This window comes from Streptomyces sp. NPDC049954, assembly GCF_040656295.1.
In the GTDB taxonomy this organism is placed as follows: domain Bacteria; phylum Actinomycetota; class Actinomycetes; order Streptomycetales; family Streptomycetaceae; genus Streptomyces.
Genome location: NZ_JBFALS010000001.1, coordinates 476,417 through 499,448, shown reverse-complemented (window position 1 = coordinate 499,448; position 23,032 = coordinate 476,417). Strand labels below are relative to the sequence as shown.

General features: G+C 71.5%; 15 protein-coding genes. 10 read left to right on the top strand and 5 right to left on the bottom strand.

From position 1 onward, the window contains the following. Positions 1-162 precede the first annotated feature (162 nt). From AB0J21_RS02095 to AB0J21_RS02075, 5 genes are all read left to right on the top strand, one after another. Entirely contained in the window at positions 163-1,737 is a 1,575-nt protein-coding gene (locus AB0J21_RS02095; protein ID WP_363144081.1) for a PP2C family protein-serine/threonine phosphatase, read from the top strand. A 669-nt stretch (positions 1,738-2,406) separates the two neighbouring features. Then, entirely contained in the window at positions 2,407-3,492 is a 1,086-nt protein-coding gene (locus AB0J21_RS02090; RefSeq protein WP_363143818.1) for an ABC transporter substrate-binding protein, read from the top strand. Between the two features lie 100 nt (positions 3,493-3,592). Continuing rightward, positions 3,593-4,471: an ABC transporter permease gene (locus tag AB0J21_RS02085; RefSeq protein ID WP_363143817.1), complete on the top strand. Its 879-nt coding sequence runs from the start codon at positions 3,593-3,595 to the stop codon at positions 4,469-4,471. Beyond that, positions 4,447-5,247, top strand: coding sequence for an ABC transporter ATP-binding protein (locus AB0J21_RS02080; protein WP_363143816.1), 801 nt, complete (start codon positions 4,447-4,449; stop codon positions 5,245-5,247). Before AB0J21_RS02085 ends, AB0J21_RS02080 begins: the two co-directional genes overlap by 25 nt. Then, positions 5,244-6,620, top strand: coding sequence for an LLM class flavin-dependent oxidoreductase (locus tag AB0J21_RS02075; protein WP_363143814.1), 1,377 nt, complete (start codon positions 5,244-5,246; stop codon positions 6,618-6,620). Before AB0J21_RS02080 ends, AB0J21_RS02075 begins: the two co-directional genes overlap by 4 nt. On the opposite strand, the gene AB0J21_RS02070 is transcribed toward AB0J21_RS02075, so the two are convergent. Beyond that, positions 6,587-7,672 carry an ATP-dependent DNA ligase gene (locus AB0J21_RS02070; protein WP_363143813.1) on the bottom strand — a complete coding sequence of 362 codons (1,086 nt, stop codon included), beginning with the start codon at positions 7,670-7,672 and terminating at the stop codon, positions 6,587-6,589. The genes AB0J21_RS02075 and AB0J21_RS02070 overlap by 34 nt on opposite strands. 56 nt (positions 7,673-7,728) lie before the next feature. On the opposite strand from AB0J21_RS02070, the gene ligD reads away from it, so the two are divergent. Both ligD and AB0J21_RS02060 read left to right on the top strand, forming a co-directional pair. Further along, positions 7,729-8,757 carry a non-homologous end-joining DNA ligase gene (ligD, locus tag AB0J21_RS02065; RefSeq protein ID WP_363143812.1) on the top strand — a complete coding sequence of 343 codons (1,029 nt, stop codon included), beginning with the start codon at positions 7,729-7,731 and terminating at the stop codon, positions 8,755-8,757. Between the two features lie 7 nt (positions 8,758-8,764). Beyond that, positions 8,765-9,922, top strand: a complete 1,158-nt coding sequence (locus AB0J21_RS02060; RefSeq protein WP_363143811.1) for an ABC transporter permease — start codon at positions 8,765-8,767, stop codon at positions 9,920-9,922. Between the two features lie 4 nt (positions 9,923-9,926). Here the strand turns inward: AB0J21_RS02060 and AB0J21_RS02055 are convergent, their stop codons facing one another. Both AB0J21_RS02055 and AB0J21_RS02050 read right to left on the bottom strand, forming a co-directional pair. Beyond that, complete coding sequence (locus AB0J21_RS02055; RefSeq protein WP_363143810.1) at positions 9,927-12,161, bottom strand: family 16 glycoside hydrolase; 2,235 nt, start codon at positions 12,159-12,161, stop codon at positions 9,927-9,929. Between the two features lie 3 nt (positions 12,162-12,164). Beyond that, positions 12,165-14,537, bottom strand: coding sequence for a ThuA domain-containing protein (locus AB0J21_RS02050; RefSeq protein ID WP_363144080.1), 2,373 nt, complete (start codon positions 14,535-14,537; stop codon positions 12,165-12,167). A 331-nt stretch (positions 14,538-14,868) separates the two neighbouring features. On the opposite strand from AB0J21_RS02050, the gene AB0J21_RS02045 reads away from it, so the two are divergent. After that, positions 14,869-15,933 carry a multicopper oxidase domain-containing protein gene (locus AB0J21_RS02045; RefSeq protein WP_363143809.1) on the top strand — a complete coding sequence of 355 codons (1,065 nt, stop codon included), beginning with the start codon at positions 14,869-14,871 and terminating at the stop codon, positions 15,931-15,933. Positions 15,934-16,017: 84 nt separating this feature from the next. Here the strand turns inward: AB0J21_RS02045 and AB0J21_RS02040 are convergent, their stop codons facing one another. Next, entirely contained in the window at positions 16,018-17,241 is a 1,224-nt protein-coding gene (locus AB0J21_RS02040) for a glycoside hydrolase family 64 protein (RefSeq protein ID WP_363143808.1), read from the bottom strand. A 316-nt stretch (positions 17,242-17,557) separates the two neighbouring features. Between AB0J21_RS02040 and AB0J21_RS02035 the strand changes: the two genes are divergently transcribed. Continuing rightward, positions 17,558-18,349, top strand: coding sequence for a VOC family protein (locus tag AB0J21_RS02035; RefSeq protein WP_363143807.1), 792 nt, complete (start codon positions 17,558-17,560; stop codon positions 18,347-18,349). A gap of 18 nt (positions 18,350-18,367) precedes the next feature. On the opposite strand, the gene AB0J21_RS02030 is transcribed toward AB0J21_RS02035, so the two are convergent. Further along, positions 18,368-19,747, bottom strand: coding sequence for a glycoside hydrolase family 76 protein (locus AB0J21_RS02030; protein WP_363143806.1), 1,380 nt, complete (start codon positions 19,745-19,747; stop codon positions 18,368-18,370). Between the two features lie 665 nt (positions 19,748-20,412). On the opposite strand from AB0J21_RS02030, the gene AB0J21_RS02025 reads away from it, so the two are divergent. Further along, the gene (locus tag AB0J21_RS02025) at positions 20,413-23,013 is read left to right on the top strand and encodes a lectin (protein WP_363143805.1); all 2,601 of its coding nucleotides are present in this window, start codon (positions 20,413-20,415) and stop codon (positions 23,011-23,013) included. Positions 23,014-23,032 lie beyond the last annotated feature (19 nt).

The window sequence follows — 23,032 nt, the reverse complement described above, 5'->3', positions numbered from 1 at the left end:
AGACGGAAACCATTGACATTGGCCCCCCAACCGAAGGTGGTGCGGTACGCACGGCGTGCCCCGTCTGTGAAGTCTTCCGACAGCTTGTCCCCGGCCCTTCCCGCCCCGCGCCCGCCGGTCTCCGGCGCCGGGCCCGAGTGGGAGGCGGCGCCCTGCCCCGTCCTGGTCCTCGACCCGGCCGGCGCGGTCCGCGCCCTCAACTCCGCCGCCGGCTCGCTGCTGCCCGGGGCGGCCCCGGGCAGCGCGGTGCGCGACGTCGCCCCCTCCTGGCTCACCGAGGCCCACGACGGCCTCGACCCGCGCCAGGCGACGGCCGGGTCCCCGGCCGTCGCGAGCGGCACCATCGGCGAGCGCAGTTTCCAGGCGCGGCCGGTCCGCCGGGGGCAGGACGTCGTGTGGTGGCTGATGGAGGAGACCGGCCGCCGCAGCGCCGAGGACGCCCTGGCGCAGGAGCGGGAACGCGCCGCCTTCCTCTCCCAGGCGTCGACCGCCCTGCTGTCCTCGCTCAACGCCGAGCGCTGCGTCGAGGTCACCGCGACCCTCGCCGCCCGGCACCTCGGGGACGCCGCCGTGTTCGTCTCCCCGCCCGCAGGCCACCGGCTCCCGCTCGCCCTCGCGAGCGGCGACGGCTCCTTCGCCACCCGCGCCGTCGAGGCCGACCCCTCGCAGGTGCCCGGACTCGCCGAGGCCCTCCAGGGCTTCCCGCCCGTGCCCTCGCGCTGGATCGACCCCGCGGCCGTCCCCGACTGGGTCGTCCCCGAGGGGTTCGAGGGCCCGCTCGGCTCGGTCATGGTCACCCCGCTGCCCGGACACGGAGTACCGGCGGGGGCGCTCATCGTGCTGCGCCGCTGCGGACGCTCCTCCTTCACCGCGACCGAGGAGGTCTTCGCCCAGTTGTTCGCCGCGCGGGCCGGCGCCGCGATCTCCGCCGCCCGGCTCTACGCCGAACAGGCCGGGATCACCCGCACCCTCATGCGCGAACTGCTCCCGCCCGCACTGCACCGGATCGACGGTGTCGAGTTCGCCGGCGGCTACCGCCCCTCCGGGAACAGCGAACGCGTCGGCGGGGACTTCTACGACGTCCACCCGGCCACCGAAAACGGTGAGGAGGCGATGGCGGTCCTCGGCGACGTGTGCGGAAAGGGCCTGGAAGCCGCCGTGCTCACCGGCAAGATCCGCAACACCCTGCACGCGCTGCTGCCGCTCGCCGACGACCACGGCCGCGTCCTGCGCCTGCTCAACGGCGCCCTGCTGACGACCGACCACGCACGGTTCGCGACCCTCGTGCTCGCGTCCGTGACCCGGGCGGCGGGCACCGTCCGGCTGCGGCTGACCAGCGCCGGGCACCCGGTGCCGCTCATCGTGCGCGACGGCGGCCGCGTCGACGAGGCCGACACCCGGGGCACCCTGATCGGGGCGCTGCCCGAGGTCACCGTGACCACCGACACCGTCGAACTCGCCCCCGGCGAGACCTGCCTGCTCTACACGGACGGCATCACCGAGGCGCGCGGCGGCCCCCTCGGTGATGAGATGTTCGGCGAGGACCGCTTGCGACAGGCCCTCGGCGACTGCGCCGGACTGCCCGCCGAGGCCGTCGTCGAGCACGTCCAGATGCTCGCCTCCGCGTGGGTCGGCGACGGACCCCACGACGACATGGCCCTCGTCGCGATCACCGCCCCGCGCCACGCCCACCTCAGCGCGGTGGACGGCCGCACCCGGGGCAGGTACACGGCCTGACCCGCCCGTACGACCGCACCGGTGCCCCCGGCGCCGCAGGACCGAAAGACCCGGATGACCGTTCCTCCGCACCCGCCGACCCTCACCGTCGCCCCGTACGAGGCCGGCGCACCGCTGCCGGCGTCCCGCTCGTGCTGGACGAGGTGTCCCCGGTCCTGAGCCGACTGCTCGACCTCACCGGAACGAGGGCCTACCTCACGGCGTGCTCCGGGGCCGGGCGCGGGGACGAACACCCCGGCACCGGCTGACCCGGCCGTCCCGGTCCCTGCGTACATGAACGGAACATCACGGCGACACGACGCGCGATGGCCGCCGTATGACCGAACGACCGGGGCGCGAGACGCCCCTTGACCGTGCCTCGCGGGCGCCGATAGCTTCGCGGCCATGCCCCTCCTCCAGCCGTTCAAGCAGCGACGCGCCGTCGACCTGATGCGCGTCGCCGCCGCGCTGTGTAGCTGACCGGAAAGGCCGCGCCCGCCCCGCCCGCAGAACGGCGGCGCCCCGCGCTCCCCTGAGCCCGACCGCCCGACGGCACTCCCTCCCCCCGCCCCCGGCCGCCGCAGGCCCATCGAGCCGCCCCGTTCCGACCTTCCCTCAGCCCCGCCGTGCGCCACGGCCCGTGCTCCGCCGTGCCCGCCCGGCCTCCGCACCGACCACCGGGACTCCGCCATGCCCGCATTCCCCCGGCCGGCCGCTCGCGCCGCCCTGTCCGCCCTCGCCCTCGTCCTCGCCGCCGTGCCGCTGGCCGGCTGCGCCGGTCAGACCGCCCCGGCCACCGCGACGAAGAACCTCGCCGCCGAGAAGATACCGGCGCGGGTGGACCCCGGGACGACGATCACCGTCGGCACCCCCGAGACCCAGGTCGCCCTGCGCCTGTCCGGACTGGACGACGAGCTTCCCTTCAAGATCAAGTGGGCCAACCTCAGCGGCGGCCCGCAGTGTTCCGAGGCCTTCCGCGCCCACGCGCTGGACGTGTGCTCCGCCGCCGAGATCCCCTCCATCCAGGCGCACTGGACCGGACTCGACACGAAACTCGTGGGCGCCGCCTACCGCGAGGACCCGCTGGACCACCCCATCTACGAACTCGGCGTCGCCCCCGGCGCCGAGGTGAACACCCTCAAGGACCTGCGCGGCAAACGCATCGCCTACAGCCCGGGACAGGCCCAGGGCGCCCTCGTCCTGCGGGTCCTCGCCAAGGCCGGGCTCAGCAGGGACGACGTGGAACTCGTCGAGATGCCGAGCACCGGCGACGTCTATCCCACCGCGCTCGGCGGCAAACAGGTCGACGTCGCCCCGCTCGGCGGTGTGCTCATCAAGCGCTACGTCACCAAGTACGGGAGGGACGGCGGGAAGACGCTGCGGCACGGACTGCGCGACGACCCCGCCCACCTGTGGGTGCCCGCCGAGTCCGTGGCCGACCCGCAGAAGGCCGCCGCCATCCGGGAGTTCGTCCGGCTGTGGGCCCGCGCGCAGATCTGGGTGGACCGTCACCCCGAGGAGTGGATCGCCGGCTACTACGTCAAGGACCAGGGCCTGAGCGAGGCCGACGGCAAGTACCTCGTACGGCAGTCCGGGCACCCCGACATCCCCCGCGACTGGACCTCCGCCATCGCGCGCCAGCAGAAGACGGTGGACCTGCTCGCGAAGGAGACCGGCCGGGAGGACTTCGACGTGGAGACCCTCTTCGACCGCCGCTACGAGCACGTCGCCGCCGACGCGCTGAAGAAGGACACCGCGGACACCGGCACGTCCTGACGCGCCGACGGACCCAGGCACCCCCCGGCGCCCCGGCGGACCACACGGACACGGTCCGCGACACGCCGCCCCGGGAGACCCCCACCCAAGAGGAGCGTTCATGACCCTCCAGACCACCGCGCCGCCCGGCGCGAAGCCGCAGAACCGGGCCCCGGACCCGCCCCGGCGGCGGTCCCCGTCCCCCCGCCGCAAGGACCGGCGCGGCCGGCGGCTGGGCCCCGGACGCCCGATCCCCTACGGCTGGGCGATCGGGCCGGCCCTGCTGCTCGCCGTCTGGGCGACCGGCTCGGCCACCGGGGCCATCGACCCGCGCAACCTCTCGGCCCCCTGGACCGTCGTCACCACCGCCGGGGACCTGATCGCCGACGGACGCCTCCAGTCGAACCTCCAGACCTCCGCCCAACGCGCCCTCCTGGGCCTGCTGTTCGGAGTGATCGCCGGAGTGGTACTGGCCCTGGTCGCAGGGCTCAGCCGGTTCGGCGAGAGCATCGTGGACGGCCCCGTGCAGATCAAACGGGCCATCCCCTCCCTCGCCCTGATCCCGCTGCTCATCCTGTGGTTCGGGATCGGCGAGTCGATGAAGGTCGTCACGATCGCCCTCGGCGTCCTGATCCCCGTCTACCTGCACACCCACAACGGGCTGCGCGGCATCGACAGCCGCTACGCCGAACTGGCCGAGACGGTGCACCTGAGCAGGACCGCCTTCGTCCGCCACGTCGTGCTGCCCGGAGCGCTGCCCGGCTTCCTGCTCGGCATGCGCTTCGCGGTCACCGGCGCCTGGCTCGCCCTGGTCGTCGTGGAGCAGGTCAACGCCACCAGCGGCATCGGCTACATGATGGAACTCGCCCGCACCTACGGACAGACCGACGTCATCATCGTCGGTCTCGTCGTCTACGGACTGCTCGGACTGGTCTCGGACGCCGCCGTCCGGCTCGTGGAGAGGAAGGTGCTGGCATGGCGACGCACCCTGGCGGGCTGAGCGCCCCGGCCGCCGCCCCGGCCCGCGCGACCGACGGCGAGGACCACGACACCGTCGTGCGCATCCGGGACCTCACCCGTTCCTTCGGCGGCCGCGACATCCTCGACCACCTCGATCTCGACCTCGCCGACAACGAGTTCGTCGCCCTGCTCGGCCGCAGCGGCTCGGGGAAGTCCACCCTGCTGCGGGCCCTCGCCGGACTCGACCACGACGTCGCGGGCGGCGGGGAGGTCGGCGCCCCCGCCGAGATCTCCGTCGTCTTCCAGGACGCCCGGCTGCTGCCCTGGAAACGCGTCCTCGACAACGTCGTCCTCGGCCTCGGCGGACCCGGCGCCCGGGCACGCGGCAGCGCCGCCCTCGCCGAAGTCGGCCTGGAGGGAAGGGAATCGGCCTGGCCGGTGGAACTCTCCGGCGGGGAACAACAGCGCGTCTCCCTGGCCCGCTCGCTGGTGCGCGAACCGCGCCTGCTGCTCGCCGACGAACCCTTCGGCGCCCTCGACGCGCTCACCCGGCTGCGGATGCACACCCTGCTGCGCCGCCTGTGTGCCCGGCACCGGCCCGCCGTCCTGCTCGTCACCCACGACGTGGACGAGGCGATCGTGCTCGCCGACCGCGTCCTGGTCCTCGACCACGGCCGGATCGCCGCCGACGTCCCCGTCGACCTGCCCCAGGGACGCCACCACGACAGCGCCGCCTACGGACGGCTGCGCACGGACCTGCTCGCCCACCTCGGCGTCGAGGCCGACCGGACCGCCCCGGAGGAGACCACCGCATGAGCGCCGCCCGACAACTGCACCTGAACCTGTTCGTCTACCCGGGCGGCCACCACGAGGCCGCCTGGCGGTACGCGGGCACCGACCCCGACCGCCTCCTGGACATCGCCTTCTACCAGGAGCTCGCACGCCGGGCCGAGGCCGCCGCCTTCGACGGGATCTTCCTCGCCGACGGACCCGCCCTCGCCGACAACGTCCGCTACGCCAGCCGCTTCCGGCTGGAGCCCTTCACCTGGCTGTCCGCGCTCGCCGCCGTCACCGACCGGATCGGCCTCATCGCGACCGCCTCCACCACCTACAACGAGCCCTACAACCTCGCGCGGCTCCTCGCCTCCCTCGACCACCTCAGCAAGGGCCGGGCGGGCTGGAACATCGTCACCACCGGCGCCCCGCAGGCCGCCCTCAACTTCGGCCTCGACGCCCACCCGGTGCACGCCGAACGCTACGCCCGCGCCCACGAGTTCCTCGACGTCGTGACCCGGCTGTGGGACTCCTGGGAGGACACCGCCCTGGTCGCCGACCCGGCCGGCGGACTGTTCGCCGACACCGACCGCATCCACACCGTCGACCACGCGGGCCCGCGCCTGCGGGTACGCGGACCCCTCAACACCCCGCGCACCCCGCAGGGCCGCCCGGTCTACGTGCAGGCCGGTTCCTCCGAGGACGGCAGGGCCTTCGCCGCCCGCCACGCCGAGGCCGTGTTCACCGCCCACCAGACCCTCGCCTCGGGCCAGGAGTTCTACGCCGACATCAAGGCCCGCGCCAAGGACGAGGGCCGCGACCCGCAACACGTCCTCGTCCTGCCCGGCATCAGCCCCTTCATCGGCTCCACCGAGGCCGAGGCCCGCGCCCTGCACGAGGAGTTCGACGCGCTCACCCAGCCGGCCTACTCGCTCCAGCTCCTGCACCGCATGCTGGGCCTCGACCTCGACGAGAAGGACCTCGACGGGCCCGTGCCGCGCGAGGCCATCGACACCGGCGGGGAACGCGGGGCCGGCAGCCGCTTCCAGGTGATCCTCGACATCATCGACCGCGAGCAGCCCACCGTCCGCCAGCTCCTGCACCGGCTCGCGGGCGCCCGCGGCCACCGCGTCGTCACCGGCACCCCCGAACAGGTCGCCGACCAGATCCAGGAGTGGTTCGAGAACGGCGCCGCCGACGGCTTCAACATCATGCCGCCCTGGCTGCCCGGCGGCTTCGAGGTCTTCGCCGACGAGGTCGTGCCGATCCTGCGCGCCCGGGGCCTGTTCCGCAGCGAGTACACCGGCGCGACCCTGCGCGAGCACTACGGGCTGCCCCGGCCCGACAGCCTCTACGCCGCGCCGCGCGAGCCGGTCACCGCTCAGCCCGTGCCCAGCACCTCCGCGAGGTCGTAGCGCACCGGCTGCTCCAGCTGGGTGTACGTACAGCTCTCCGGCGCGCGGTCGGGCCGCCAGCGGCGCCACCGGGCCGTGTGCCGGAAGCGGCCCCCGTCCGCCGTGCCCTCCATGTGGTCGTAGGCCACCTCGCACACCCGCTCCGGCCGCAACGGCACCCACGACAGGTCCTTGCGGCCCGTCCACCGGCTCGGCGCGCCCGGCAGCCGCGCCGACTCGTGCGCCGACTCCTCGGCCCACGCCGCCCACGGATGCCCCGCGAACCCGTCGCCCGCCGCCATCCGCAGCGGCGCCAGCTCCTCCACCAGCTCCGCCCGCCGCTTCATGGGGAAGGCCGCGCACACCCCGACGTGCTGGAGCGCGCCCCCGGCGTCGTACAGCCCCAGCAGCAGCGAACCCACCACGGGGCCGCTCTTGTGGTAGCGGAAACCGGCGACCACGCAGTCCGCGGTCCGCTCGTGCTTGATCTTGAACATCGCCCGTTCGTTCTGCCGGTACGCCAGCCCCGGCGGCTTCGCGACGATCCCGTCGAGCCCCGCGCCCTCGAAACGCTCGAACCAGCCCTCGGCCGTCTCCCGGTCCTCCGTGGCGGGCGCCAGGTGCACCGGAGCGTCCACCCCCGCCAGCACCTCGGCCAGCAGCGCGCGCCGCTCGCGCTGCGGGCGCCCCGTCAGGTCCGCCTCGCCCAGGGCCAGCAGGTCGAAGGCCACGAACGAGGCGGGTACCGTCTCCGCGAGCATCCGCACCCGCGAATCGGCGGGATGGATGCGCTCCGACAGCGCGTCGAAGTCCAGCCGCCCGCCTCGGGCCACCACGATCTCCCCGTCCAGCACGCAGCGCTCCGGCAGCCGCGCGGCCAGCGCCGCCACCAGCTCGGGGAAGTACCGGGTCAGGGTCTTGCCGGTCCGGCTGCCCAGCTCGACCTCCGCCCCGTCACGGAACACGATCGCCCGGAAGCCGTCCCACTTCGCCTCGTACAGCATGTCCGGCGGGATCCGGGCCACGGCCTTCGCGAGCATCGGCTTGACGGGTGGCATCACGGGCAGGCGCATGAGCCGATTGTGGCGCCGATATGCGGCTTTCGCGCGTGCGGCCTACGGTGGCGACCATGGGAGAAGCGGTGGAGCTGACGGCACGGGGACGCACGGTACGGCTGTCCAGCCCCGACAAGGTCTACTTCCCCGAGCGCGGGTTCACCAAGATGGACGTCGCCCTCTACTACCTCGCGGTCGGCGAGGGCATGACCCGCGCCCTGCGCAACCGCCCCACCACCCTGGAGCGCTACCCCGAAGGCGTCACCGGGGAGTCCTTCTTCCAGAAACGCGCTCCGAAGAACCTGCCCGACTGGATCGACACCGCCCACATCTCCTTCCCCAGCGGCCGCTCCGCCGACGAGATGTGCCCCGAGGAGCCCGGCGCGATCCTGTGGGCCGCCAACCTCGGCGCGCTCGTCTTCCACCCCTGGGCCGTGCGCAAGGACGACACCGAACACCCCGACGAACTGCGCCTCGACCTCGACCCGCAGCCCGGCACCGACTTCCAGGACGCGGTCGCCGTCGCCCGCGAACTGCACGCACTGCTCGACGGACTCGGACTGCGCGGCTGGCCCAAGACCTCCGGCGGACGCGGACTGCACGTCTTCGTGCCCATCGAGCCCGAGTGGGACTTCACCGCGGTGCGCCGCGCCGCCATCGCGGCCGGCCGGGAGTTGGAGCGCCGGATGCCCGGCAGGGTCACCACCAACTGGTGGAAGGAGGAGCGCGGGGAGCGCATCTTCATCGACTACAACCAGAACTCCCGCGACCGCACCATCGCCGCCGCCTACTCGCTGCGCGCCCGCCCGCACGCCCCCGTCTCCGCCCCGCTGACCTGGGAGGAGGTGCCCGCGTGCGATCCCCGCGACTTCGACCTCGTCACGATGCCCGGCCGCTACCGCGAGCACGGCGACGTGCACGCCGACATGGACGAGCACCGCTACCGCCTCGACGCGCTGCTGGAACTCGCCGACAAGGACGAGCGCGACCACGGGCTCGGCGACCTGCCCTACCCGCCGGACCACCCGAAGATGCCGGGCGAACCGCGCCGCGTCCAGCCCAGCCGGGCCCGCGCGGACGCCGACGGCGAGAGCGGGGCCTGAGCACACCATGAGCGAGGAACAGCCGCCCGCTGCGGAAGACGCCGGCCGCGCGGCCACCCCGCACGGAGCCCACCCCGACACCCCGCCCGGCCAGGGACCCCACGGGGCGCACGGCAGGCGCCCGACCCGGGCCGAGCGCTGGGCGGACTTCCGTACCTCGCCGTTCCTGCCCGCGATCGTCCTCGTGTTCATCCTGGCCGCCGCCGCGGGCCTCTTCGCCGGCTCCTACACGTACTCGATGGCCAAGCCCACCCCGCGCCACGTACCCGTCGCCGTCGTCGGAGACCTCGACTCCCCACGCGGCCGTCGCTTCGTCGACGGACTGGAACAGGCCCTGGACGCGGGACTGAGCCTGCGGCCGTACGCGGGCGACGCGGCCGCGAAGGAGGCCGTCGAGGAACAGCGGGTGTTCGCCGTGCTGCGCGCCGAGGACGGGAGGGTGGGCCTCGACGTGTCCGGGGCCTCGGGGCAGTCCGTGGCCCAGCTCCTGGCGGAGGCCGCGCCGAAGGTGGGAAAGGCCACCGGGACACCGGTCACCGTGCGGGACGTCAACCCGCTCCAGAGCGGGGACCCGCGCGGGCTCGCGCTCTTCTACATCTCCCTGGCCGCCGTCATCGTCGGCTTCGTCGGCGCGATCCAGCTCAGCGTGCACGCCCGCGCCCTCAACCCGGCCGAGCGCATCGCCTTCACGGTCGCCTACGCGCTGCTCGGCGGGTTCGTGATCGCCGCCGTCGTGGACTGGTGGCTCGGCGCCCTCGACCTGCCCTTCGTGCAGTCCTGGATGATCCTCGCGCTCACCATGTTCGCGTCCGGCATGGTCTTCACGATGTTCAACACCCTCATCGGCCGCTGGGCGATGCTGCCGACCTGGGGGCTCATGGTGCTGCTGGGCAACCCGTCCTCGGGCGGCGCCGTGTCCTGGCCGCTGCTGCCCTCGGTGCTCGGGCGCATCGGCCAGTGGCTGCCGCCGGGGGCCTCGGTCAACGCCCAGCACACGGCGGTGTACTTCCGCGGCCACCAGCACCTGTTCCCCTACCTCGTGCTGGCCGGCTGGGCCCTGCTGTCCTGCGCGGTGTTCTGGACCTGGCGCCACCGGCACCCCGGCGGCCGTGACCGCGTGCCTGCGCACACGGCCACGGCCGCCGGAAGTACCGCTGTCGCCTGAGCCCTTACAGCTCCTTGATCCGGATGTCGCGGTAGGAGATCAGGTCCGTGGTGCTGTGCACCTGGAGCCCGATGTAACCGGAGGCGTAACGGCGCCCGTCCGTGCCCGGGTCACCGTCCCGCGGCGGCTCGAACTTCTGGCCCGGAGCGTTGTCGAACTCGTTGAGCAGCACCCCGTTGCGGAAGATCTTGTAGTGCTGGTCGACGACCCGCACCTCGTAGTCGTTCCACGTCCCCTTCTCGGTGACCCCGGCGCCGGCCAGGCCGACCCGGTCGAAGCCGTACACCGAACCGGTCTTGTACATGTCGCCGGAGGGGTTGTCGAAGATCTGGATCTCGTGGCCGTAGTTGATCGCGACCCACTCCGGGCTCTCCTGCTCGGGGTTGTCGTGCACCTGTGGGAAGCGAACGAACACCCCTCCGTTGGAGTTGTAGTCGCCGGCGCCGTCGTCACGGAAACGCAGCTTGAGCGAGAAGTTGTCGAACTTGCGCTCGGGGAACCAGAGCATCCCCATGCCGTCGACCGTCTTCGAGCTGCTGATCGACCCGTCCTCGTTGAGGGCGAACTGACCGCCGCCCACCTGCTCCCACTTCTTGAACGACTTCTCGCTGCCGTCCATGAGGTCGCGGTAGCCGGTGGTCTGGCCGGGGGTGCCGATCCCGGACTGCTTGGCGGCCTGGTTGATCGCCTTGCGCTCACGCTGGTCGATGACGTTCTCGGCCTTCAGCTCGCCGAGCACCTGGGTGACGTGCTTGAGGAACAGGGCGTTGGACGTCCAGTCCTTCTCGTCCTCGATCCGCTCGTTGATCCGGCAGCGGTTCTCGGTGATCCGGTTGGGCACCCCGGAGTCGACGGTGCCCACGAACACCGTCTTGCGCTCGTCGAACTCGGCGCAGCCCGGAGCGGGCACCCCGCCGCCCTCGACGACGCTCAGCACCACCTTGCCGGCCTGCGAGGTGTTGCCCGCCTTGTCGGTGGCCCGGTAGGCGAGCGTGTGGCGGCCCACCCGGTCCACGACGACCGGCTTCGCGTACGCGAGGTAGGGGCCCTCGTCGATCGAGTACTCGACGGTGTCCACCCCCGAGTCGTCGTCGGTCGCGCTCAGCGTGACCTTGGCCGAGCCGATGTACGCGCCGTCGGAGTTCTTCGAACCGCTGACCTCGGCGCCCACGACGGGAGCCGTGGTGTCCTCGGCCGGCGGCACGACCACGGTGAACTCCACGGACTTCTCGGCGGCGGCGTTGCCCGCCTTGTCCGTGGCGCGGTAGCGCACGGTCTGCGCGCCCGCCTCGTGCACCATGACCGGACCGGTGTACGGCTGCCAGTCGCCGTCCGCGCCGATCGCGTACTCGATGGTGTTGACGCCCGAGCCGGTGTCGGAGGCCGTCACGGTGACGGTCGCCATCCCGAGGTAGGCGCCGTCCTCGTCCTGGTCCCCGGCGACGGTCGCCGAGGTCTCCGGCGGGGTCTTGTCGTCGGTCGAACCGGTCACCACCGTGAACGCGGCCGACTTCTCCGCGGCCGCGTTCCCGGCCTTGTCCGTGGCCCGGTAGCGCACCACCTGGTCACCGACCTGGTCGACCACCACCGGGGTGGTGTACGGCTGCCAGTCGCCGTCCGCGCCGATCGCGTACTCGATCGTGTCCACGCCCGAACCGGCGTCGGTGGCCTCGACGGTGACCGTGGCGGAGCCGACGTAGGCCCCGTCCGCGTTCTGGTCCCCGGCCACCTTCGCCGAGATCTCCGGAGCGGTCGTGTCGTCCCCGCCACCGCCGTCGGTCACCACGAAGGTGCCCGTCATGGAGGTGTGGCCCGGGATCGTGCAGTGGTAGTGGTAGGTGCCCGGGGTGAGGACCACCTCGGCCGTGTGCTTGCCGCCCTCCGCGTCACTCGGGTTGGCGAGGATGTTGAGGTTGACGTCCTTGTTGTACTCCTCGCTGGAGACGTCGAAGGTCAGCGTGTGCGGCATCCCGGTCGTGTTGCCGGTCGCCTCACTGTTCTCGAAGACGATCGTCGCGGGGCCCGCGACCGCCGTCTCCGGGGCCGACAGGTAGTGCGTGATGTCGTTGCCCGCGGTCCAGTTCAGCACCTGGGCCGCCTTCGGGGCGGCCTCCTTCGGCTCCTGGCCCAGCGCCGCCGTCGAGGTCAGCCCGAGCAGCAGCCCGACCGAGGCGATCAGCGCCAGCAGCAGCCGCGGCCGGGGCGGCCTACGCAGGGGGGATCTTGTACGTGCGCGCACCGTCTACCTCCTCACGAGTTGGTTGGCGGCCGGGGTCGCGGCGCCGCCCTTGTAGGTGACGCGCCACAGCGCCGACTCCTTGTCCGAGGTGAAGAAGCCCCGCCCGTAGTCGAGGACGTACAGCGCACCGTCGGGACCGAACTTCCAGTCCATGAGGTTGCGGATGCCGCCCTGGCCCACCGGGACGATCTTCTTCAGGGACTCGGCGTGCACCGGGATGCCGCCCTCGCCCTGCGTCTTCGGGTCCATCAGCACCGCGTGCCGGGGCTGCGTGTCGTCGTAGAGGTCACCGACGAACCACTTGCCGTCCCAGTACTCGGGCCACTTGGTCTTGCTGGACAGGCTCTTGTCGAAGCGGTACACCGGCCCGTCCATGGCCGCCTGGCCGCCGCCCTTGAGCCACGGCAGCGTGTAGGTGGCCTCGCTCTCCTTGTAGGAGGGCACGCCCTGCGCGTTGCGCGGGTAGTCGGGGCCACCGCCCTGCGGCGAGTACCAGATGTTGTTCCCGGTCACCGGCGGCAGGTTCACGAGCCCGTCGTTGTTGGGCGACTCGTTCTTCGGGTGGTCGCAGTCGTACCAGCCCAGCGGCTTGCTCGGGTCGGGCAGGTTGCGGTCCCGGTAGGGCTGCTTATTGCCCATGCAGTACGGCCAGCCGCGGTTGCTCGCCTTGGTGATGACGGCGAAGGTGTCGTACTTCGCCGGTCCCCAGGTCTCGCTCGCCTCGCCCGCGTCCGGTCCGACCCAGCCCGCGTACAGCGTGTCGGTGGCCTTGTCGACCGAGATGCGCGCCGGGTTGCGCACGCCCATCACGTAGATCTCGCCCCGGGTCTTGCCGCCGCCCTCGGCGGTCTCCTTGCCGGTGAAGAGGTTGCCCTCCGGCAGGGTGTAGGTGCCGTCCTGCTCCGGGTGGATGCGCAGGATCTTGCCGTTGAGGTTGTTGGTGTTCCCCGCGGTGCGACGGGCGTCCGCGAAGGACACGCCCTTGTAGTTCGGCTCCGGGTTGTTGCCCGAGTAACCGTCGCTGAACTGCGAGGAGTTGTTGTCACCGACGGCGATGTACAGGTTGCCCTTGGAGTCCCAGGCCATCCCGCCGCCGGCGTGGCAGCACGAGTGGACCTGGACCGGCCAGGACAGCAGCACCTTCTCGGAGGCCATGTCGATCTTGTTGGTCGCCTTGTTGTAGGTGAACCGCGAGACCTGCCGGGTCGCCATCTGCTTGTCCCGGTCGAGCTTCGAGTGCGGCGTGTAGTGCAGGTAGATCCAGCCGTTGTCCTCGAAGCGCGGGTCCAGCTCGATACCGAGCAGCCCCTCCTCGACCTTGACCAGCTCGTCGCCGCCGCCCTTGTTGCCGAAGACGGTGAGCTTCCCGGCGAGCGTGACCTCCTTGGTCTTCGGGTCGTAGACGTGGATCTCGCCCTCGCCCTTGCCGACGTCGGGGTCGTTCCAGTCCGTGACGACCGGCTGGCTCGCGTCCTTGCCGCCGCGGCCGATGTAGAACACCCGGCCGTCCTTGGCGGTGACCAGCCCGTGCGGCTCGCCGATCTGGTCGTTGACGCCCGGCTGGTTGGCCTTGGTCAGCCGCTCGGCCGCGTAGTTGGAGTCGATCGCGGCCTTGCAGTCGGCGCGCACCAGACGCGTCGTCCACAGCAGCGCCCCGCGCAGGTGCGTGCGGAAGTCGGACTCCGCGAAGCTCTCCGCGGTGCCGCCCATCCCGGTGTAGAAGGAACGGCCGCCGTCGTAGTCACGGCACCAGGACACCGGGTGGTCGGCGCCGTTGGCCCCGGTGCCCGGGGTGTACGTCGACTCCCGCACCCGGGCGACGGTGTGCACCTTGCCGCTCGGGTTCTCGGTCCAGTTGAGCCACTTGTCGGGGTGTTTCCACTCCAGCGGCAGGCTCTTGGTGGCCGGATTCGTGCGGTCGCCGACCTCGACGGTGGCGCGCTGCGCCTTCGCCCCGCTCCCCTCGACCGGACGCGCGCCGATGAGGCCCGTGTACCAGTCGGAGTACGGCTCGGTGCGCGCCGCGTCGTTGATGCCCAGGAAGCCGCCGCCGGCCTTGACGTAGGACTCAAGTCCCGCTTCCTGATCGGCGTTCAGCACATCGCCGGCCCCGGTCAGGAACACCACGGAGTTGATCGTGGCGAGCTTCTTCGCGTTGGTGAAGACCTTCGCGTTGGCGGTGGCCTCGATCGAGAACCGCTGTCCCGCGGGCCCGCTCCGGCCGATCTTCTCGATCGCCTCGATCCCCGCGTCCACGGCGGGGGACTCCTCTCCGGCGGTACCGGTGTAGATCAGTACCTTCACGTCGTCACCACCTGGTGGTGACGGCAGGTCGAGTGCCTGCGCGGACTGAGCGCCGGCCGGGCTGCCGGTCATCAGCCCGGTGGCGACGGCGCCCGAGAGCAGCACCGCCGCCCAGGCCCTGCGTCGTCGTCCCCGGCGTCCGGCCGGTCTGTCCGTACCGGGCCTCATGGTGCTCCAGGCCCGTTGGTGCGGCGTGAACCGCATGTGGTCACCCACCCCTCCTCGGTCACAGCAACAGCGCGGACGAAGCTAGACGTCTTTTCGCGGTACGCCAAGAGCTATGACCCAGATGGCACAAACTTTGTCCTGAGTGTGGATAAACGAAGATCCCTTGGCTACGGTGTGCCCGTCCCCGGGGCCTGACGCGCCCCGCAAGTCCCCAATCGTGCAAGGGAGTTCGATCATGGCTTCGGCGACGGAGGGCTCGGCGGAAGGCTTCGGCAGACGGCTGTTCAACCGGCGGGTGCTGGTGGGAGGCGCGGCCGCGGCCGCCGGGCTCACCACGGTCGCGGCGGCCTCGGACGGGGGCGACAGCGCCAAGGCGGCCGTCACCGCGCCGACCGCCCCGGCCGGCGGTGAGGTGCGGCGGATCACGATGTTCGCCGAGAAGCTGGCGGGCGGTCAGATGGGCTACGGGCTGGAGAAGGGCAAGGCGTCCGTCCCCGGTCCGCTCATCGAGCTGAACGAGGGCGACACGCTGCACATCGACTTCGAGAACACCATGGACGTGGACGCGAGCCTGCACGTGCACGGCCTCGACTACGAGATCAGCAGCGACGGCACCCGCATGAGCAACAGTCACGTACCGCCCGGCGGGCACCGCACGTACACCTGGCGCACCCACAAGCCGGGGCGGCGCGCGGACGGCACCTGGCAGCCGGGCAGCGCGGGTTACTGGCACTACCACGATCACGTGGTGGGTACCGACCACGGCACCGGCGGCATCCGCAACGGGCTCTACGGGGGGGTGGTGGTGCGCCGCAAGGGCGATCTGCTGCCCGACCGGACCCACACGATCGTCTTCAACGACCTGACGATCAACAACCTCAAGACCGGGCCCGACTTCAAGGCCACGGTGGGGGAGCGCGTGGAGATCGTCATGATCACCCACGGCGAGTACTACCACACCTTCCACATGCACGGTCACCGCTGGGCGGACAACCGCACCGGCCTGCTCACCGGCCCCGAGGACCCGTCACCGGTCATCGACAACAAGATCACCGGACCGGCCGACTCCTTCGGCTTCCAGGTGATCGCGGGCGAGGGGGTGGGGGCGGGGGCCTGGATGTACCACTGCCACGTCCAGTCCCATTCCGACATGGGCATGGCCGGGATGTTCCTGGTGGCGAAGGAGGACGGCACCGTGCCGGGCCACGAGGGGCACGGCACGGCCACCGGGAAGAGCGCGCCGGACGCCGCCACCCCGAAGAAGGGCGCGGCCTCCGGACACGCGGGACACGCGATGTGACAGGCGTGGGGCGGCCCGGGTACGGGGCCGCCCCACGACCGGGCGCCGCCCCGGGCCGGTGGGACCCGGGGCGGCGAGGTGGCTTCAGGAGCCGACGGACACCGTGAAGCGCCGCGGGTTGCCGTCGTTCGCCGCGCCCGACACGTCGGGCTCACCGTCCGGACGCACGTCGTCGTACGGGAAGGCGTACCCGATCGGCGAGTTGGCGTGCACGATGCGCGACCAGTGGTTGGTCACCGCGTCCTTGTAGTAGTCGTCGGCGCCCGCCCCGTTCGGCTGGTCGGGGTGGGTCAGCAGCGTGCTGCGGTTGAAGCCGGCCGCGAGCCGGGCGAGCAGGGCCTTCTTGGCGTCGTCGTCCGAGGGGTTGTTCGTGAACGGACCGTGGTCGCAGGTGAAGATGTCCCCCGCGTTCGGCTTGACGAAGGTGTGCCCGCCCTCGAAGGTCAGCACGCCGTCGCCGCCGACCCGCCCGGTGAGTACTCCGCGCCCGCCCTGGAGGTCGATGCTCAGGTCCTCCGAGCTGTACTTGTCCCACACCTGGTCCACGTAGCTGCCCCAGGCGTCACGGAAGGGCATCTCGTCGGGCCGGTCCATGTAGGGGGCCATGACCGTCTGCGGGGAGACGGCGCGCAGGATCTCCCCGTTGCCGCCACGCAGCACGAGGGAGTCCCAGGGTTGCCCGTCCTTCTGGGCCTGGGCGGCGAGGTCGTCCGCGATGCCCTGCACCGCGCCGTCCGGCAGGGGGGCGACCGTCTTGCTCGTGTCACCCTCCAGCTTCAGCCCGATCGGCAGCGAGGTCACGAGGTCGACGTAGCTGATGTTCGCGTACAACTGGGTGTCGTTGAAGGTGAACTCGCAGAACGACCACACCTTGTCGTAGTTCGGGTCGGTGCTCGTCGCGAAGGCCGGCTCCACGATCGCCGGGCCCGGGTTCACGAGGAACTCCAGCTCGTCGTCGCGCACGAAGTACACGCGGGCACCGAACAGGCGCGGCAGCGTCAGGACGACGGGGCCCGCCCCGGCGGCGGGCAGCGGGATCGCGCAGTCCACCGGCAGGGGGGTACCGGCGGCCGGCGGCTCCTCGGGGTGGTAGACGCTGCCGTCGGCGCGCAGCATGGTCCACTCGCCGCCCGGGAAGGCGTGCCCGGTCACGTACGCGTTCACCTGCCCGGGCAGCGAGGTGTTCTCCAGAGCCAGCTCGCAGGTCTCGGGAGCGGCCCCGGCGGAACCGGCCGGGGTCCACAGCGGGGTGGTGAGCGCCGCGGCGGTGGCCGCAGCACCGGTCAGAAACAGTCGGCGTGAGATCACGCGTCCTCCTGGAAGCCGTGGGGGACCCGCGGGAAGGGAGGGAACTGTGGGGGCCCGCGGGTGGCCCCACTCTTCATGCGCGGCGAACGGCTCGTCAAGAGTTGTGCACGCATGAGCGGGAAGAGGCGGGTTGCATTCACAAGATGACGGCGCAAAACGGGAGTTGGTGACCGCTGCCCGGAGGAGAAACCCCTTCGGCCCGCCCGGGGAGCGGACGCGCGCAGGTGGTGCCAGACTCGGGGGCGGCGGCCCCTCAGCTCGCCCTGGCCCCTCGCCCCCTCGTCCCCCTCGCCCTTCGCGCCGAACAGGAGCCCCCATGCTCAGCACGCGTTACGTCGACGGTTCCCCGGTCTGGCTCGACCTCTCCAGCCCGGACCTCGCCATCGCGCAGGAGTTCTACACGGGACTGTTCGGCTGGACCTTCGACCAGGGCGGCCCCGAGGTGGGCGGCTACGGAGTCTTCCAGCTCTCCGGGCGGGCGGCGGCCGGAGCGATGACCGTGACCCCGGACCAGGCGCCGCCCTCCTGGAACCTCTACTTCCAGACCTCCGACATCGACGTGACCGCGCGAGCCGTCGAGCACGCGGGCGGGACCGTCGCGATGGCCCCGGTGGACGTCATGGACATGGGCCGGATGGCCGCCTTCCTCGACCCCTCGGGCGCCGCCTTCTCCGGCTGGCAGCCCGGCACCAACGAGGGCCTCGGCGCGGCCGGCGAGACGGGCGCGCTGTGCTGGGCCGAGCTGTACACCCCGGACACCGGGGACGCGCTCACCTTCTACGGCGGGGTCTGGGGCTGGGGCAGTTCCGAGATGACCTTCGAGAACGGCGCCTACGTCATGGTCCACCCGGAGGGCGGCACCCCCGACGACATGTTCGCCGGGATGGTCCCGGTGGACGAGGACCCGGCGGGTGCCAGGGGCGGCCCCTACTGGCTGCCGTACTTCGCCGTCGCCGACTGCGACGCGACGGCCGGGAGGGCGACGGAGCTGGGCGGCACCGTACGCGTACCGCCCGCCGACATCCCCGACGTCGGCCGCGTCGCGGGCTTCGCCGACCCGCACGGCGCCCGCTTCGCGGTGCTCCAGCCCCTGCCCCCGCAGAACTGACCCGTCGTCCCCGGCACCTCAGCCCGTGGCGGCGTTGAGGAGGTCGAGAACGCTCTGCTGGCAGCCGTAGCCGTTGGTCGCGCTGCCCCCGCTCCAGTGCGGCCCGTACTGGTCGAGCGTGTTGCGGTCGCGGTCGTAGGCGCTGTCCGCCCACCGGGTCAGGGCCGCCGCGTACGGGTGATCCGACAGCCGGCGGTCGAGGGCGCCGAGCCCGCGCACGTAGGCGCCCTTGAAGCTCGGGCCGTCTCCCGTGCAGCTGTCGCCCTCGCCGGGTTCGCGCAGGACGCCGTCCGTCTGGAGCCGGACGGTGGAGGCATCGGCCAGGCCACGCGCGGTCGTCAGGAGGGCGGCGTCACCGGTGGCGCGCTGGAACTCGGTCAGCGCGCCCAGGATCACGCCCTGGTTGTACGTCCAGGTCGTCTGCCCGTTGTTGACGCAGGCGTCGTTGAGACCGTCGTTGATCATGCGGTCGCCGTTGATCATGCCGCTGCGCTGGAACCAGTCCCACTCGCTCCTCGCCCGCTCCAGGTAGACGGTGTCCCCCGGCAGGCGGTTGTGCAGGGCCGAGGTGAGCTGCAGGAAGAGCTCGTTGGTGATGGCGTTCTTGTAGTTGCCGTTCGTGCTCCACCTCACCCCGCCACCGCAGGTGCTGTTCCAGTTGGCGTACATGTGGTCCGCGTCGGCCCGGGCGGTGTCGAGATACCGGCGGTCCCCGGTCAGGTCGTAGGCGGCGATCCAGGCCAGGCCCCACCACCCGGTGTCGTCGAGGTACTCGTTCCGGAACTGCCCGCCCTGCGCGTTGATGTTCTTCTCGTACGTGTCGGCGATGGCGTAGGTGTAGCTGCCCATGCCGCTGATCCTGATGTTGTCGATGATCGCGGTCAGCGCGTTGGCACCGGTCCACCAGCCGTTCCCGCCGAAGAGCTTGCTGCTCCGGTCGTACGACATCATCAGGGCGGTGGCCGCGGCGGTGCTCCTGCTCCCCGCGTTCCAGGTGGTGCGGGCCCAGGCGGTACACGCGACGGGGCCCCCGGCCGGCTGCCCGCAGGCGCGCAGGGCTCCGACGCCCTGGCTGCCCCAGTCGTCGACGTTGTACATCTGCGTGCGCCAGCCCCGTCCTCCGGAGGGCACCGCCGTGTCGCCGAGGAGGCTTCCCGACGTCCAGGTTTGGCCGCCGTCCATGGAGCGGTCCAGCCAGACGTGGTCGCCGGGCCCGCCGTTGTCGATGGACCCCCATCCCATGGCGTCCGTGTCGTCGAAGTGCAGGGCGATCGTTCGCGCGGAGACCGTGGCGGTGGCCGGGACACGGTCCTGGGGACTCAGCGACGGATCCCGTGCGTCGCAGTACTTGTTGCACACCGCCGCGGTCGGCGCGGCGGCCACGGGGACGGCCGACACGCCGCCGGCGACGAGGACGCACAACGTTGTCAGAACGCCGCGGAGGGCGGCGGACGCAGATCTCACTGGCTTCATCGAGGAGGCTCCCGAAAGGTCCGGCCAAGTGCAGGACGCCCTGCCCGGTGGAGAGCGCTCTCTGAAAGTAGACATGCGGCATGGGCACGTCAACGCAACGGACCATTTCGGTGAACCGGGCGTCACTGTGCCGCAGTTATTGACACGTCTGCGCGTCGGCGGTCTGATGTGGATGCTTTCGTGAGATCTCGTCGGGGTGGGGTGACGGTCGCCGTCGGAAGGGGGCGTGTCCCGGCCGGGACGAGGGCTCGCCGATGACGTGTCCGGAGACCGGGACGTCACCGTCGGGTGCTGGTGCTGGTGCTGGTGCTGGTGCTGGTGCTGGTGCTGGTGCTGGTGCCGGTGCGGGCGACCGTCGCGAGCGCCCCCGCGCCCGCGGACGCCGGTCCCTCCTGTGCGCCTCCTCGCGACCCGCGTTCGTCCACCCGCGCCTCAGCGGCCGTACCGTCCCCCGCCGATGTCCGGGGTCGCCTCGGCCGAGTCCCCCGAGGCCGTCGCCGTGAGCGGCTGACGGCCGCCGAACTCACGCACCCGCTCCGGACGCCACGTCCGGCGTCACTCTGTTCCTCGCGATCCCTGGAGCCGCACCGATGAAACGATGGCGTATCCCTCTGACCTTCTGCCTCATGCTCTTGGGGCTCACCGCACCGGTCTCCGCCGCTCACGCGGCACCCGTGTCCGACCCCGCGTCGTTGGTCAACCCGCTTCTGGGCACCTCGAACGAGGGCAACACCTTCCCCGGCGCCGACGCGCCGTTCGGGATGGTGCAGTGGAGCCCCGATACGCCCTCCCGTCCGCCCGGAGGCTTCTACGCCTACTCCGACAACGTTGTCACGGGGTTCAGCCTCAATCACCTCTCCGGCCCCGGCTGCGGCGCCCTCGGTGACATCCCGATCCTTCCGACCACCGGCGCCGTCGACGGCAACGCGACGGTGGGCTTCTCGCACGGCAACGAGTCCGCGGACGCGGGAGCGTACTCGGTCACACTCGACAACGGGGTCAGTACCGAACTGACGGCCACGCCCCGTTCCGGAATGGCGCGCTTCACGTTCCCCGCGACCACACAGGCCAACCTGCTGTTCAAGATGGGTTCCGGCAAGGGCAGCGACATCCACTTCGACCGGGTGAGCGCCACCGAGGTCAGCGGGTCGCTCACCAACGGTTTCTTCTGCGCGTCCAGCCCGACCTACACCGTCCACTTCGACATGGTCTTCGACCGGCCGATGAGCAGCAACGGAACGTTCAACGGCGGGAACTCGATCACCTTCGACACGACGGGCAACCGGGTGGTCCAGGCGAAGATCGGCCTGTCCTACGTCTCCGTCGACGGCGCCAGAGGGAACCGGACGAGCGAGAACCCGAACTGGGACTTCACCGCCACCCGCAGCGCCACGCACGGCTCCTGGAACGACCTGCTGGGCAAGGTCGCGATCACCGGCGGAACCGCGGACCAGCAGAAGGTGTTCTACACGGCGCTCTACCACTCGCTGCTGCATCCCAACCTGCTCAGCGACAGCGACGGGAAGTACTGGGGCTTCGACCGGAAGGTCCACACCGTCAGTGGCGGCCAGAAGGCCCAGTACGGCACCTATTCCGGCTGGGACATCTACCGTACCCAGGCACAGCTGCACGCGCTGGTCGCACCCCAGCAGGCAAGCGACAGCGCCCAGTCCCTGGTGAACGACTACGCGCAGGGCGGATTCCTGCCCAAGTGGTCGCTGAACTCGGCCGAGACCCAGGTGATGAACGGCGACCCGGGACCGGCGGTCATCGCGGACTACTACGCCTTCGGCGCGCGGAACTTCGACACCGCGGCGGCCAAGAACGCGATGGTCGGGCAGGGCACCACGTCCAACCCCATCCGGATGGGCCTGGACCTCCAGACGAAGTACGGGTACCTGCCCGCGGACGGCGCGTACCCCCGCGACTTCTACGGTTCGGTGGCGACCCTGCTCGAGTACAGCGCCCAGGACTTCGCGACCTCCGCGTTCGCCGGCGCCCTGGGCGACACGACCACGCGGGACCAGTTCGCCAACCGGGCCCAGGACTGGCGCAACGTCTTCAACCCCGCCAGCGGTTTCATGCAGCCGAAGCTGGCGAACGGTTCCTGGCGCTCCGGTTTCAGTCCCACCAGCAGTGACGAGTTCGTCGAGGGCACGTCCTGGCAGTACACGGGTGCGGTGCCGCACAACGTCCGGGGTCTGGCCACCGCCATGGGCGGCAACGCGAAGCTGGCCGCCTACCTCGACAACGTGTTGTCCGACATCCGCGGAAGCGGCGGCTCGCACGCGGATCTGCGTAACGAACCCTCCATCGAGCTTCCCTGGGAGTACGACTACATCGGGCAGCCCTGGAAGACCCAGCGGGTCGTCCGGCAGGTACAGAACGAGCTGTGGTCCAACGCGCCCGCGAACTGGGGCGTCGGAAACGACGACCTGGGCACCATGAGCGCCTGGTACGTCTGGTCGGCCATGGGGTTCTACCCCCAGACCCCCGGAACGGCCGACCTGGCCCTGGGGAGCCCCCTGTTCACGAATGTCACGGTCACCCTCGGCAACGGGAAGAAGATGGTCGTCAACGCCCCGAAGGCCGCGACCGCCGCGCCCTACGTCCAGAGCGCCACCCTCAACGGATCGAACTGGAACAACGCCTACCTCCCCCCGTCGTTCGTGGCCGACGGCGGCACCCTGAACCTCGACCTGGGCACCACCGCGAACACCGGCTGGGCCGCCGACGCGTCGTCCGCTCCGCCGTCGTACGGCGGCAACGGCGGTCCCAAGCCGCCCGGCCCGCAGCCGGTGCCCACCGGTCCGGTGAAGTCCGGCATCGCCGGGAAGTGCCTGGACGTCGACCACGGTTCCACGGCCGACGGAACGAGGATCCAGACATGGTCCTGCAACGACTCCGCGGCTCAGCAGTTCGCCCTGACCCCCGAAGGCACCCTGCGGAGCCTGGGCAAGTGCGCCGACCTCACCGGTGGCGGTACCGCCAACCACGCTCTGGTGGCCCTGTGGAGCTGCAACGGCGGCGGCAACCAGAAGTGGACCTACAACGCCTCCACCAAGGCGCTGGTCAACCCGCAGTCCGGCCGCTGCCTGGACATCCCCGAGTCCAGTGACCGCGACGGCACCCAGCTGCAGATCTTCGACTGCAACGCCACCGCGGCCCAGCAATGGACACTGCCCTCCTGACCGGTACCGCGCCCGGGTG